The sequence below is a fragment of the Nitrospirota bacterium genome (genome assembly GCA_013388455.1).
Taxonomy (GTDB): domain Bacteria; phylum Nitrospirota; class Thermodesulfovibrionia; order Thermodesulfovibrionales; family SM23-35; genus JACAFF01.
Map to the genome: position 1 here is coordinate 1 of JACAFF010000023.1, position 14,215 is coordinate 14,215.

The following is a 14,215-nucleotide window of genomic DNA, read 5'->3' on the forward strand; positions in this document are numbered from 1 at the left end:
GAAGGTCTGTGGTAGACTACCACGTTGATAGGCTGGAGGTGTAAGTGCAGTAATGCATTGAGCTGACCAGTACTAATAGACCGTGCGACTTGACCCTTATTAACTCCCTCCTGTTGTCAGAGAAAAATAAGGGCCTATAAAAGGGCCCTAATTTTGTGTTTACTGAGGGGTATTAAATAATGAGAGAAAGAGACATATTTGAAGAAATAATAGATATAGGTAAAAGGCGAGGAACTTTAACCTATGATGAGATAAATGATGCATTACCATCAGAATTCTTTTCCCCTGATGAAATAGAAGACCTTATGGATATTCTTCAAGATATGGGAGTAAAGGTAGTAGATCATGAAGAGGTGCTTCCTTCAGATGAAGAAATGGAAGAAGAGGCAGATGAGTATGAAAAGACTGAGGATTTAGTACAAGCATATTTTTACTCAATGGGTGATATATCAATCCTTACAAAAGATGAGGAAACAGAGCTTGCTAAAAGATTGGAGGAAGGCAAGACAATAATTAGAGAGTTGGTAACAGAGATGCCTTTATATAAGAAATTAGAAGCAAGCTTAAATGGACACGAAGAAGATCTCAATTCAGAAGACGACAAGCCAGATGAGGCACTTAATATGAGTGTTGAGATCATTGAAGAGCTTATGAATGAGATTGATGAGAAGGATAGTAAAATTACAAAATTTGGTTCATTGAAGAGTCTTAAGAATGCTATTCGAGAAAAGAAGAAAAAAAATATTGATACAAAAAAATTGGAATTAATAGCCAAAGAGATAGAGAAGACATATAAAAGAGTTGAATCTGAAGTTGGAATAAAGGTTGACCAATTGAAATCAATGTGGGTTCGAATTCAGAAGGCAAAGACATTGATAACTACTGCAAAAAATGAGCTAATAACCCGTAATCTGCGGTTAGTTGTTAATATAGCAAAAAATTATGTGGGAAGAGGTCTGCCTCTTCTTGATCTGATACAGGAAGGTAATATAGGCCTGATGAAGGCAGTTGATAAATTTAAATATGAAAAGGGTTTTAAATTCAGCACATATGCAACATGGTGGATCAGGCAAGCTATCACCCGTGCATTGATAGATCAGACAAAGACAATAAGAGTCCCTGTGCACATGATGGAATTTTATAATAGGGTCACTAAAGCATCAAGAGAGCTAACTCAGCAGCTTGGAAGAGAGCCTACTAATGAAGAAATTGCGCAAAAGCTTATAGTTCCGACAAGAAAAGTAGAAGAGGTATTCAGGGCCATACAGGACCCTATAGCTTTACAAACTCCTGTAGGAGATGAAGATACAGAACTCGAAGATTTTATAGGTGATAAGAACAGTCCTTCTCCTTATTCAGATGCAGAAAAGATTGAAACTTCTGAACAGATACAGAAGGTTTTGAAAACATTAACTCCAAAAGAAGAAATGGTCATAAGAATGAGATTTGGAATTGGAGCTGAAAGAGATCATACCCTTGAGGAGGTAGGTAGACATCTTTCTATTACAAGAGAAAGAGTTAGGCAAATAGAAGCTAAGGCTTTAAGAAAACTTAAGCATCCGAGCAGACTAAAAGCCTTGAAGAGATTGACTTCTACTCCTGCATAACCTTAGTTACCGGATCTCCTTTTAAAATCTCTGAATCACTTTTTCTTACAATAACGGTAGATGTTGATTCTTTGAGATTGATAACTTGTATGAGTCCGTTAAATATCGTGTGTTTACTTTGAACAAGTGTTGCAAGGATATCTCCGACCTGAAGGCCATCTTTTTTTCCTCTATCAATATATGCTACATCATACGGCACATTTATTAAATGTGAGTGTTTTGTTGCAATAATGTATCCATTTATATCTGGTTTCCTTGGGTTTTCAGGAGCTAAAGGAGGTTCGATTTCATAGTAGGTGTCGAGGAGATTTCCTGTAGTAACTTCCCAATAGGATTCTTTTATAATTATTTTCGGGTCTTCTTCATCTATTACTTCTGCAATACCTATAACCTCAATGAGATATCCTATTTTACGGCCGGTTTTGGGGTGCTTTACTTTTTCCATGGGTTTAATAATGTAAAACTTATCACCCTTCTTTATAGGAATCTGTGTTTGAATATATGCAGAATCCCCTTTGCCCAGAACAGTCTTGCCAGTTGGAGTTTCAATAATCTTACCAACGCTATGTATTTCATCAACTATATAACCACTTGAAATCAATAGAGTTTTATTAACGAGATAGGGTTTTATCAGAGGCTCAATTTTTATTTCTTCAGGTTTTTTTATTTCTTCAGGTTTTGCTTCGACTTTGGGTTCGAGAGTTATTTCTTTTTGTAACAAGTAGAGAGGAATCCTGATCTTTTGGTTTGGATAGATTCTATCAGGGTTTTCTATTTCAGGATTTTCCTTCCAGACCTTTGGCCAGAGAAAAGGATCTTGCAATTCCTTATTAGTTATATCCCAGAGGGTATCACCTCTCATAATAATGTAATCTTTATATTCCTGCATTTCTGCTGAGATAATGGAAGGTAGAATCAATATTACACAAAAAAACAATGTCTTTAATAATATATATTTTTTCCTATGCATAATGTTACTCCTTATATAAAAGTTTTACTTTACATAAAATAGCGAAGTTACTGAAAAGTGTCAAGTATATTGTTAAAATAAGCTTAACCCAAATAATGCATACATTGCTCGAAAATTTTTTTAGCTCGATGTAATTATTAAATTATCCATATTTTAATTACATTTTTCAGGTTTAAAAGTATAGTTCCATTGTTTTTACATTTTTTGTTATATTTAATAATGAAATACATTAGACCATTAAGCGTTCTTCTTTTTTTATTATTTTCAATTAATAGCTTCGCCTCTGAAATCAAAGAATATCAACTTAAAAACGGTCTCAAGGTAATTATTATTGAAGAACATAAGGCGCCTGTGGCCACATTCCAGGTCTGGTATAAAGTTGGCGCAAGAAATGAACCTGAAGGAAAATCAGGATTAAGCCATTTACTTGAACATATGATGTTTAAAGGAACAGATCGATATGGCCCTTCTGAATTTTCGAGAATTATTCAAAAAAATGGTGGAACAGATAATGCATATACTACAAAAGATTATACCGTTTATTTCGAGATTTTACCCTCAGATAAAATATCACTTGCTATTGATCTTGAGTCAGATAGAATGCAAAACCTTAAAATTATTAAAGAAGAATTTATATCGGAAAGGGATGTGGTTATAGAGGAGAGAAGACTTCGCTATGAGGATGATCCACAGAATGCACTTTTTGAAGAGATTATAGCAGCGGCATTTAAATCGCATCCATATCAGAGGCCTGTTATTGGTTGGATGTCTGATATTGAATCTATAGAAACAGATGATCTTCTTTCATATTACAAAGCGGGGTATTCTCCTCAAAATGCTGTCGTTGTCATTGTGGGAGATGTAAAGTCAGATGAAATTATAAAAAAAGTCAGAGATGCTTTTGAGAACATTCCTTCTGAAAATTCAGTAAAACTAAAAAAATACAATGAACCAGAACAAAAAGGGGAACGTAAAGTCTATCTTAAAAAGGAAGCAGAACTTCCCTATATTCTTTTAGCTTATCATACCCCGAGTTTCCCTCATGAAGACAGCTACGCGCTTGATGTTCTGAGCATGATACTTTCAGATGGAAAAAGTTCAAGACTTTATCGGTCTCTCGTTTATGAGAAAAAGATTGCTTTGGAGGTATCTGCAGATTACAGCGGTTTTAATAAAGATCCATATCTTTTTTTTCTTTCGGCAACAGTTTCTCCTGGAATTGACATAACAGAGGTAGAAAAATCAATATATTCAGAAATAAAAAAGGTTATGGATGGAGATCTGTCTGAACGTGAACTTCAAAAGGTAAAAAACCAGATAGAAGCATCTTTTATTATGGATCAGGACTCTATCTTTTTGCAGGCTATGAATTATGGAATTTTTGAGATGCTCGGTGATTGGAGGCTCATTGATAAATATTTAGAAGGTATAAGAAAGGTGACTTCTGAAGATATTGTAAGGGTTATAAAAAAATATTTACACGAAGATAATAAGACAGTAGGGATTCTGATACCAACTAAGAAAGTGAAGAATGAACAGTGAAAAATCAACAGCTTAAAAAATATTTGATCTTTTTATTTTTATCACTATTTACTATTAACTATTTACTATCTTCAGAGGTTTTTGCCCTCGATATAAAAAGAACAGAGTTATCTAATGGTCTTATAGTTCTCAATTCTGAATATAAAAGTCTACCGATTGTTATGGTGACTCTTGTTATAAAAGCAGGAAGTATTAATGAATCGGCAGAAAAATCAGGTCTTGCAAATCTAGTAGCGGAGCTTCTTACAGAAGGAACAAAAAATCGAACATCAAGAGAGATTAGCGAAGAAATTGACTTTATTGGAGCATCTCTGAACGCGACCGCAAGTGCTGATTACACAATGGTTACACTGTCTATATTGAAAAAAGATTTACAAAAGGGTTTTGAAATATTTTCTGATATTCTACTAAACCCAGTTTTTCCTGAAAATGAAATATTGAGAAAAAAAGAACATATAAAAGGATTTCTGAGACAACTCGAAGAAGACCCTTCTTTCCTTGCTAATCGAGCTCTAAAAAAGCAAATATTTGGTGAACATCCTTATGGAAGGATATTAGAAGGCTCAGTTAATACAATCGATAAGATAGGTAGAGCGGATATAATTGCATTCTATTCATCTTATTATTCGCCGAATAATAGTATTTTATCAGTAGTTGGTGATATTTCAGCTGATGAGTTGAACAATTTGATAGAGAAATATCTGAATGGATGGAAGAAAGTTGAGGTCCCTTCATCAGATATATTGTATCCTTTTTTTAATAAACCAGAAAAAAAGGTTATAAAGATAAATAAAGACTTAACACAGGCAAATATTGTTTTTGGTAGTTCTGGTATAAGCAGAAATAATCCCGATTATTATGCTTTTTTTGTAATGAACTATATACTTGGAGGAGGAGGTTTTTCATCAAGACTGACGCAAACAATAAGAGAGGATATGGGACTTGCATATGATATCCATAGTTTTCTATCAGCTTATAAAGCAGGGGGAATTTTTCAGATCGAGGTGCAGACTAAAAATGAGTCAGCCAACATTGTTATTGATGAAATATTAAAACAGATTAAAAATGTAAGAGAAGAATATGTTTTAGAAAATGAACTCCAGGAAGCTAAATCCTATCTAATTGGAAGTTTTAAAAGGAGGCTTGACACGAGCAGAAAGATTGCTGACTTTCTTGCGATTGCAGAATTTTTTGATCTCGGGACTGATTACGTAGAAAAATATCCTCTTTATATAGATGCTATAACCAAAGATGATATTTTAAAAGTTGCTCAGAGATATCTCTCATCTGAAGATTTTGTGTTGGTTGTTGTTGCGAATCACAATAAAGCAGAATTGAAATATTAGACCTGCCAAATGATATCTGTTCTATTAAGCTTTTTATGACTTCATGCCTGTAGGACTAAAAGTTCAGGTGTTTTTTTAGGTTGAAACTTTCGGATAATTCATTAATAATCAGTTGTAAATATGGATGTCCATAAGAAGACAGGCAGGCGTATATTTTTATTCTGTATATTTTCTTCGGTATTATTTATTGCTTTTTTAATCTGGAGGCCTGATTCCTTAGAAGAGCGAGCTGAGACGCTCACCCTTGACTACAGATTTTATGCGAGGAATTTCATCTCACGCCCGCTGCTGACAGGTGAAGTAGTTATTGTAGCTATTGATGAAAGAAGTCTGCAGGAATATGGACGATGGCCATGGAGCAGGACAATACAGGCTGAACTGGTAAAAAAAATAGTAGCATTAAATCCAAAGGTTCTTGCAGTAGATATTTTTTATACAGAAACGGAAAACGAACAGGCGGATAAATTTCTTGGCGAAGCACTCCAGCAGGCAGAAGGCAAGATCGTGCTTGCATCCGTTTTTGACGTCTGGGTGGCGAAAAAGGATTTGCAAAAAGGGGATATCCCTGAGCAGATGTTTAATTCTGCTTTTTTGAAGCTTGAAGAGCAGAAGCAGATACGTGCTATTGAAGCCCATGATTTGATGGTTGATATAGAGCCAATTTTACGCAATAACATTAGTGGTCATGCTTACTCCCATCCGGATCGTGACGGTAAACTACGGTGGGAGATCCTGTATCTGAAATACCAGGATGAATTCTTCCCTTCTTTTGCATTGCAGACAGCTCGTTTGGCGCTCGGTTTACAATTGGATGATCTGATTATAGCAGGAAACAGGGGTGTGAAACTCGGGAATAATCTTTTTATTCCGACAGATCTTCATGGAAGGCTGGTAATCAACTATTATGGTAAGGAAAGGACATTCAAATATATATCGGCTGCTGAAATTTTACACGGAAATGTCCAGCGGAAAGAGATTGAAAACCATATTATTTTTCTTGGAACATCAGCTATTGCAACTTATGATCTAAAGAATACCCCTTTTTCAGGAAATATGCCTGGTGTTGAAAAGAATGCAACAGTTGTTGAAAATATTATTACCAGCAATTTTCTGAAGAAAAGTAGCGGCTATCTTGAGATTATCTTTGTATGTTTATCGGGCCTTTTATCGGGAATTTTTCTGCCACGAATGAGTGCGATAAAGGGAGCGATACTGTCATTTGGTTTTTTTAGTGGCTATATTGTAGTTTCACTATTTGTTTTTTCATTCATGAATTTATGGGTCAATCTCATTTATCCAGCCACAAATATGATATTTATTGCTATAGTTGTGACAGTGACAAAATACTTTTTTGAGGAAAGGAAAGCTAAAGAGATTAGAAAGATGTTTTCGAGCTATGTGTCGCCAAAAATTGTCGAACAATTAATCAGCAATCCTGATAAAGCAAAATTAGGAGGGGATAGAAAGACGGTAACAATACTTTTTTCGGATATTATTGGATTTACAACCCTTTCAGAAAAAACATCACCTGAAAAGGTTGTTGAATTACTGAATGAATACTTCGAAAAAATGTCAGGCATAATTTTTAAATGGGATGGAACATTGGACAAGTTTGTTGGTGATGAAATAATGGTATTCTGGGGTGCACCTGCTGACCAGCCGAACCATACTGAACTTGCTATAAGATGTGCATTGCATATGGTTACAGGACTTGAGGAATTGCATAAAAAATGGATAAGTGAGGGGAAACCAATACTCGATTGCGGTATCGGAATAAATACAGGTGAGGTTGTAATAGGGAATATCGGTGCGGCAGGTAAAAAGATGGACTACACAGTTATTGGAGACCACGTGAATCTTGCTGCACGTGCTGAAAAACTGACAAGAGACTATAATGCTAAAATTATTATTACTGAATTTACCCTCAAACATATAATGCCTCTACTTGATAAAAAATTATTAGGACATATAGAAATCAATGAACTCGACAGAGTGAAGGTAAAAGGGAGAGAGCAAGAAGTCAAAATCTTCGAATTGAAAAATTTGAAGGTTGGGGGGGGGACCCTAAATGTCTAAACCAAAAGCGAACGTATCAAGGAGGCAGATATGGTTAATTTTAATAATCGTATGATACGTGCTGCAAAGTTAGATGTGCATTTGTATGAAGAAGTTGAAAATGATCCCGATGCATTAAAGCAGGCCATGTTTGTTGTAATAATTTCGAGCGTTGCTGCTGGTATTGGTACGTTTCGGTATGGAGGTTTAAGCGGTATATTTATTGGAACTATGGGAGCATTAATCGGATGGTTTGTATGGGCATATTTAACCTACTTCATCGGGACCAGATTCCTGCCGGAGCAGCAGACGAATGCAACTCCTGGGGAATTATTGCGTACTGTTGGTTTTTCAAGCTCACCCGGTATAATCCGTGTATTGGGAATCATCCCCGGAATCACGGGAATTGTTTCATTCGTAGCATCTGTATGGATGCTTATAGCCATGGTAATTGCTGTGAGACAGGCACTGGATTATAAGAGCACATTTCGTGCTGTTGGAGTATGCCTAATTGGCTGGATAATCCAGATATTATTCATCGCACTCTTATTTTTTCTATTTGGTGTAAGAATGCGGTTATAAAAATACTAAGCACCTGAGTAACCTACAATTGTGATTTTTGCTTTATTGGCTTCTTCGATTAGCGCAGCTTTCTGAAGGATAATGCATTTATTTGCTTCTAAGGCAAGGATTCTTGCGCGGACCTCTTTCATAACTTGCAAAGTATGTAAACCTACTGTCGGCACATCGAACCGCATATCCTGATCGGGTTTGCTAACCTTAACGATCACAGCCCCTTCACCTGCCAGTAAACCTCCTCTTCGTATTGCTTCATCAGTGCCTTCAATAGCTTCTAAAGCCATGACAGCCCGTTGTTTTACAACAACAGTCTGCCCGATATCCAGCCTGCCGATTTCCTTTGCGACCTTCCAGCCGAACTCTATGTCTTTCCATTCAGTATCAGTCGGGGTTTTTTTGGTATGAACCCCTTCAGGTATCAGTAGAGAACCACTAAACCGTGTGATTTCAAGGAGACGGATGCCTTCATCTTCGAGTTCCCTTGTTATTGAAAGAAGTATGGAATCGTCTTTTCTGTCTTTAAGAGATAATAAAAGTTTCACAGCCCTCAAATCCGGTGTGATCTTGCTTTTATAAAGCAGGGTCTTGGAGACTTTTCCTGCCATCACAGCTTCACTTATCCCACGTTTTTTCAGGGCATTGATGAGCTTTCCGAATTTGCCAACATTTACCCATTCTACTTCGTCAGCATACATAGAGATACGCTTATCTGTTAAAGGTTCAAGCGCTATAGCGATTACTTTATGACCTTGTTCCCGTGCTTCAGTTGCTATTGCTATGGGAAGTTCGCCTGCGCCTGCTATGAGGCCTATTTTTTTGGGTGTGTGCTGAGATTTTATCAAATAATCTCCAGATAAAGAATCAAGTTAAATTTAGCAAATAACAAGTATCAATCAAGAATACATATGGAGATTAATACGTTATTTCTCGAATTTTTAATTTTACATTGATAACCGTTCATTGCTGATTGATTTTTTATCAGCGGCAGATTCCTCTTTTATTTTTTTGTATGAACTCAATGAGGTGCTTTATCTCGTCTGTGTAAGGGAGTTCTTCCTGTATCTTCTTTATTGCATCCTTCAAAGTTCTTTTTTCTCTGAAAAGTATCTTATATGCTTTTTTTAGTTCATTTATTGTGATGTTTGAAAAGCCATGTCGTTTTAGTCCGACAGTATTAACTCCAAAGAGCTTTGCTCTTGCACCGGATGCGATCATGTATGGTGGAATATCCTGACCTACCCCACTGAATCCGCCAACCATTGCATGGGTCCCGATTCTTGTGAACTGGTGTATTGCAACAAGTCCTCCTATAACTGCATAATCTTCAACAGACACATGCCCTGCAAGTGTAGCAACATTTGCCATTATTACATGGTTGCCTATTTTGCAATCATGTGCAATATGAACATATGCCATTAAAAAATTATTGTCACCAATTGTTGTGAATCCATCTCCACTTACTGAGGCTCTATGAATTGTAATATATTCACGTATGGTGTTATTTTTACCTATTTTTACTCCGGTATTTTCACCTTTATATTTCATATCCTGAGGTGGTAGCCCGATAGTAGTGAAAGGATATATTACACAGTTTTCACCAATTTCGGTGTTGCCTTCTATTATTACATTCGAAATAAGACGTGTGCCATTTTTTATATAAACTCCTCTTTTCAAAATACAGAATGGTCCGATATGTGCGTCTTTTTCAATCTGAACATCAGATTCAATAATAGCCGTTGGATGAATGTTATTGCTCATATTTTTATATCTCTTTCTCAGAAACCATCGCAGTAAATTCTGCTTCTGCGGTAACCTTATCATCAACTATAGCATGACCTGAAAATTTCCATACATTGCCTCTGTGTTGTATAACACTTACCTCTAATTTAAGCTGATCTCCAGGAACAACAGGCTTTCGAAATTTTGCCTTTTCTATGCTCATGAAATAAACAGATTTCCCGATTGTTGCACCTGAACGGAAAGCTAAAATGCCTGCTACCTGAGCCATTGCTTCAATAATTAAAACTCCAGGCATTATCGGATAACCAGGGAAATGTCCCTGAAAGAACTCCTCATTTATTGTTACATTCTTTATGCCTGTAATTTTTACTCCTGGCTCCATATCAAGGATTCTGTCAACTAAAAGGAAAGGATATCTATGAGGTAAGAGTTTCTGTATCTCTTTTATATCGATCATGTAATATTCCTCCTTTCAAGTTTTTTTATTTTCTCCTCGAGTTTTTTTATTATTTTATAAAGCTCAGGGAGTTTTGCTATAATTACCGAGCTTTTTAACCAATCTTTATGAGGTAATACAGGTGTTCCTGAATATATACCCTTGCTGATGTGTCCCATAACACCAGATTGAGCAGCAATCATTGTGCCGGAGTCTATTTTTGCATGATCTGATATCCCTACCTGACCTCCTATTGTGACAGAGTCCCCGATTTCTGTGCTACCTCCTATGCCAACCTGTGCTATTATAATAGAGTTTCTTCCGATTTTAACATTATGAGCAATCTGTGCAAGGTTATCTATTTTTGTTCCTCTCCCAATTATTGTATTACCAGTTGTTGCTCTATCAATAGATACGTTTGACCCAATCTCTACATCATCTTCGATTATTACACCACCAACCTGGGGTATCTTATGATAAGTCCCTTGATCAAAAACATAACCGAAACCGTCAGAACCTATTACTGAACTGGAATGGATTATTACCCTATTACCTATCTTAACACCCTCTCTAAGCGTAACATTAGAATAAATGAGACAATCCTCACCAATCTTTGTGTTTTCACCTATGTAAACATGTGGATATACTATTGTTCCCTTGCCGATTGAAACACCATCTGATATATATACAAAAGGATATATAGTGACATCCTTATTAATTTTGGCTTTTTCAGATACAATCGCTTCTTCACTTATACCGGAAGGTCTCTGTTTTTTTACGTAGAATAATTCAAGCAGTTTTGCAAAGGCAAGATGGGGATTAGATACCTTGAGCTGTGTAATATGGATATCAGTTAATGGTTCTTTTACAATTACACATGAAGCTTTGCATTTTTTTAGATATTTCAGGTAGCTCTTTGAAGCTATAAATGTGATATGCCCCTCCTGAGCTTCTTGAATTCCAGAAACCCCGTTTATCTCAATATTATTGTCCCCTAAAATTTCACCATTAATTAAAGATGCAAGTTCTTTAAGTTTCACTCTTTCTTTTTTGCCTTTGATTCATTGTATTTCTTCAAGATGGTATCAGTGATGTCAATATTTTTATTTGAAAATATAATCATGCCCTTTTCAATAATTAGCGTATATCCTTCTGTTTCTCCAATCTTACTTACTATTTCCTGAATTTCCCTCAAAATTATATCCGTTAAATCGCTTTCTTTCTTTTTTATTTCTGCCTGAGAATCCTGAACAGTTCGTTGATATTCCCTTATCAATTTCTCCAACTCCTCTTCCTTGTTTTTTCTTGCATCAGCAGAAAGAACGGATGACTGTTTCTCTATTTCACTTTTCAGTTTTTCTATAGCTTTGCCTTTTTCATCAATTATACTCTGTTTAGATCTTATCAAAGTTTCAAGATTGGATTTTGCCTTCTTTCCTTCTTCCGATTCATTTAAAACTTTCTGAATATCTATTACACCAATTTTTACCTGGTCAGATGCGATTGAAGAAATTGGTAAACAATAGATAACGAATAGCAGAAAACTTAGTATGCAAAATTTTTTGAAAAAAGATATTCTCATATATTTTCCTCCTGATAATTTTCCGTTTATTTTAAAAGAATGTGCCAAATGCAAACTCAAATCTACTGGAGCTTTCGCCAGGTTTTCTGTCGAGATTATATCCCCACTCGATTCTTACAGGGCCGATAGGGGAAATCCAACGCACTCCCAATCCTGTAGTATATCTTAATTCTCCAAAATTGTTAAATTCTTCATAGGAATTTCCTGCGTCAAAGAAAATTAAACCTTTTAGACGAATATCACTTATTAATGGAAAGATATATTCTACATTGAAAATGAGTTGTTCGGTGCCACCTATTTCGTCTCCAGTTTCTTCGTCTCTTGGACCAGCTTCCCCATAATCCAAACCTCGAACAGTATAAATACCTCCAACATAAAACCTTTCGTATAATGGCAACTCTTCACCGCCAATTCCTGTGGCATAACCAAATCTTCCTCTTAACATTACAGAGGTGCTTTTTATAGGTATGAACCATGCAGAATCTAACTCTCCTTTTAAGAATTTGTTTGTGCCGCCGAGGCCGGCAAAGGTAACAGAAAGAGAATTCCTTGAGCCTCTTGATGGGTCAAGGAAATTGTCTCGTGAATCCCTTACAAGTGAGGGGGTAATACTGCTTGTGACACTTGTCCCTTCCTGATCCTTTATAATAGTCGGTGCATCATCTGTAACATCGTATATTTCTGCATCCTCAAAATTATATGCTATGTTACCCCATACATATTCAGTAAACCTTTTACCAAACGCAATTTCAAAACCTGTTGCTTTTTTATTATATTCAATATATTCCCTTGTAGTTTTATATAGACTGGTAGAAAAAGTTAGTGGTTTATCAAGAAACCATGGGTCCTTATAAGATATATCATATAATGTAGTTCTTCCACCTAATTCTCCCCGTAGTTTGATGAACTGACCCTTACCGAATAGATTTCCCTGAGTTAGTTCAGCCATGAATATGAAATTTTCTACTGAACTATAACCACCTCCAATGCTGAAAAATCCAGTTGCTCTCTCTTTTACTTTTATTTCAATATCAACAAGTTTTTCCTCAGGTCTGGGTTTTGGTATCAATTCAACTGTTTCGAAAAAATTAAGATTGTTAATCCTCTCGTAACTTCTTTTTATTAAGGCGCTGTTGTATATATCACCTTCATCGAGTTTAACCTCTCTGCGTATAACTTTGTCTCTTGTTTTTGTATTGCCTGAAATTTCTATCCTGCCTATTTTATATTGTTCACCTTCATCAATCTTCAAAGAAACGCTGACAAGTTTATTATCTTGATCAGGTGACAGATCAGGAGTGACTGAAATTGCAGCGTATCCGTTCTGTGAGTAAAGATCAGATATCGAAAATATATCTTTACGCAGTTTCTCCTTGCTGAATAGTTCTCCTTTAGACATGGTAATCTTTTCTCTGATTTTATTCTCGTCAAAAACTTTATTCCCAGATAATTCTATCGAAGAAATTTTAAACTGTTCGCCCTCTGAGATTGGGATAGAAATTATCATGCCTTCTTTATCTTCAGTAAGCTTTATTGTTGGTTCTCCTACAACAACTTTGATAAATCCATTATTAAAGTAGAGATCTTTAATTTTTTCTATATCTGAATCTATACGAACTTTTTGATAATAACCAGATGAAGTAATGAAAGAGAATAACCACCATTCTTTAGTTTCCATTACTTTTTTTATCTTGCCTGATGATATAGCTTTATTACCTTCAAATATTATCTTTTTTATCCTAATCTTCTGCCCCTCTTCGATCTGATATGTCAAACTGACTTCATCCTCTCCTATTCTTCTAATTACGGGAACTATGTGTGATAACCAGTATCCTTCCTCTTCATAAAGCATCCTTAGATTATTAGCATTGTCCTGTATTAATACAGCATCAGCAATAGCTCCGGTAGTTATGGTTAGTTTTTCTCTAAGCTTTGAATCCTCAATTTCGTCATTCCCCTGCAAATCAATTTTTATGATAGTGGGTTTTTCTTTTACAATATATATGAGTTTTACCCCGCCTTCGAAAGGTTCAATCTCTGCTCTTACATCATCGAAATACCCCATTTTGAAAATTGCCTTGATATCCTCATTCGTTTTTTCCTGTGAAATTGTTTCACCTCGTTTCTGAACAATCTTTGATTTGATAGCGCTTTCTTCAATACGTTTCAATCCTTGTATTTCTATTGCATTGATAATAGGAAATTCCTCAGCGTAAGTTGAACTTACGGAGAAAAGTATTATTAGACTCAAAAAAATTAAAATAAATTTCAATTGAGACATAAAATTCCTTATAAATTCAGTCTGTAAGTATAGCACTCTTAAAGGGGTGGATGTAAATAGAAATTACATTAAGGTAA

General features: G+C 35.6%; 12 protein-coding genes and 1 rRNA gene. 6 read left to right on the forward strand and 7 right to left on the reverse strand.

Features of this window, described 5'->3' with window-relative positions; all coding sequences use genetic code 11:
• Positions 1-97 (forward strand): 23S ribosomal RNA (locus tag HXY53_05670); the annotation flags it as partial.
• An 82-nt stretch (positions 98-179) separates the two neighbouring features.
• Positions 180-1,607 (forward strand): sigma-70 family RNA polymerase sigma factor, encoded by a 1,428-nt coding sequence (locus HXY53_05675; protein ID NWF76047.1) that lies wholly within the window; start codon positions 180-182, stop codon positions 1,605-1,607.
• Here the strand turns inward: HXY53_05675 and HXY53_05680 are convergent.
• Complete coding sequence (locus HXY53_05680; GenBank protein NWF76048.1) at positions 1,594-2,577, reverse strand: LysM peptidoglycan-binding domain-containing protein; 984 nt, start codon at positions 2,575-2,577, stop codon at positions 1,594-1,596. The two genes, HXY53_05675 and HXY53_05680, sit on opposite strands and share 14 nt — an antisense overlap.
• A 219-nt stretch (positions 2,578-2,796) precedes the next feature.
• Here HXY53_05680 and HXY53_05685 point away from each other — a divergent pair, with 219 nt between their 5' ends.
• The 4 genes from HXY53_05685 (at position 2,797) to HXY53_05700 (ending at position 8,102) form a co-directional block, all read left to right on the forward strand.
• Positions 2,797-4,119 carry an insulinase family protein gene (locus HXY53_05685; GenBank protein ID NWF76049.1) on the forward strand — a complete coding sequence of 441 codons (1,323 nt, stop codon included), beginning with the start codon at positions 2,797-2,799 and terminating at the stop codon, positions 4,117-4,119.
• Complete coding sequence (locus tag HXY53_05690; protein ID NWF76050.1) at positions 4,116-5,465, forward strand: insulinase family protein; 1,350 nt, start codon at positions 4,116-4,118, stop codon at positions 5,463-5,465. The genes HXY53_05685 and HXY53_05690 overlap by 4 nt, the downstream gene beginning before the upstream one ends.
• A 120-nt stretch (positions 5,466-5,585) precedes the next feature.
• Positions 5,586-7,541 (forward strand): adenylate/guanylate cyclase domain-containing protein, encoded by a 1,956-nt coding sequence (locus HXY53_05695; protein ID NWF76051.1) that lies wholly within the window; start codon positions 5,586-5,588, stop codon positions 7,539-7,541.
• 30 nt (positions 7,542-7,571) lie between these two features.
• The gene (locus tag HXY53_05700; protein NWF76052.1) at positions 7,572-8,102 is read left to right on the forward strand and encodes a YIP1 family protein; all 531 of its coding nucleotides are present in this window, start codon (positions 7,572-7,574) and stop codon (positions 8,100-8,102) included.
• Positions 8,103-8,107: 5 nt separating this feature from the next.
• Here the strand turns inward: HXY53_05700 and lpxI are convergent, their stop codons facing one another.
• The 6 genes from lpxI to bamA form a co-directional block, all read right to left on the reverse strand.
• Entirely contained in the window at positions 8,108-8,938 is an 831-nt protein-coding gene (gene lpxI / locus HXY53_05705; GenBank protein NWF76053.1) for a UDP-2,3-diacylglucosamine diphosphatase LpxI, read from the reverse strand.
• Between the two features lie 139 nt (positions 8,939-9,077).
• On the reverse strand, positions 9,078-9,857 hold the full coding sequence (gene lpxA / locus HXY53_05710) for an acyl-ACP--UDP-N-acetylglucosamine O-acyltransferase (protein NWF76054.1): 780 nt from the start codon (positions 9,855-9,857) through the stop codon (positions 9,078-9,080).
• A gap of 4 nt (positions 9,858-9,861) precedes the next feature.
• Positions 9,862-10,296 (reverse strand): 3-hydroxyacyl-ACP dehydratase FabZ, encoded by a 435-nt coding sequence (gene fabZ / locus HXY53_05715; protein ID NWF76055.1) that lies wholly within the window; start codon positions 10,294-10,296, stop codon positions 9,862-9,864.
• Complete coding sequence (gene lpxD, locus HXY53_05720) at positions 10,293-11,315, reverse strand: UDP-3-O-(3-hydroxymyristoyl)glucosamine N-acyltransferase (GenBank protein ID NWF76056.1); 1,023 nt, start codon at positions 11,313-11,315, stop codon at positions 10,293-10,295. The genes fabZ and lpxD overlap by 4 nt, the downstream gene beginning before the upstream one ends.
• Entirely contained in the window at positions 11,312-11,857 is a 546-nt protein-coding gene (locus tag HXY53_05725) for an OmpH family outer membrane protein (GenBank protein ID NWF76057.1), read from the reverse strand. The genes lpxD and HXY53_05725 overlap by 4 nt, the downstream gene beginning before the upstream one ends.
• A gap of 31 nt (positions 11,858-11,888) precedes the next feature.
• Positions 11,889-14,138, reverse strand: coding sequence for an outer membrane protein assembly factor BamA (gene bamA / locus HXY53_05730; GenBank protein ID NWF76058.1), 2,250 nt, complete (start codon positions 14,136-14,138; stop codon positions 11,889-11,891).
• Between the last annotated feature and the right edge of the window lie 77 nt (positions 14,139-14,215).

What these genes read in the sequence shown, in the direction of transcription:
- bamA (NWF76058.1), bottom strand. Translation starts at nt 14,138, where the DNA reads ATGTCTCAATTGAAATTTATTTTAATTTTTTTGAGTCTAATAATACTT.
- HXY53_05675 (NWF76047.1), top strand. Translation starts at nt 180, where the DNA reads ATGAGAGAAAGAGACATATTTGAAGAAATAATAGATATAGGTAAAAGG.
- fabZ (NWF76055.1), bottom strand. Translation starts at nt 10,296, where the DNA reads ATGATCGATATAAAAGAGATACAGAAACTCTTACCTCATAGATATCCT.
- HXY53_05725 (NWF76057.1), bottom strand. Translation starts at nt 11,857, where the DNA reads ATGAGAATATCTTTTTTCAAAAAATTTTGCATACTAAGTTTTCTGCTA.
- HXY53_05700 (NWF76052.1), top strand. Translation starts at nt 7,572, where the DNA reads ATGGTTAATTTTAATAATCGTATGATACGTGCTGCAAAGTTAGATGTG.
- lpxA (NWF76054.1), bottom strand. Translation starts at nt 9,857, where the DNA reads ATGAGCAATAACATTCATCCAACGGCTATTATTGAATCTGATGTTCAG.
- HXY53_05695 (NWF76051.1), top strand. Translation starts at nt 5,586, where the DNA reads ATGGATGTCCATAAGAAGACAGGCAGGCGTATATTTTTATTCTGTATA.
- HXY53_05685 (NWF76049.1), top strand. Translation starts at nt 2,797, where the DNA reads ATGAAATACATTAGACCATTAAGCGTTCTTCTTTTTTTATTATTTTCA.
- HXY53_05680 (NWF76048.1), bottom strand. Translation starts at nt 2,577, where the DNA reads ATGCATAGGAAAAAATATATATTATTAAAGACATTGTTTTTTTGTGTA.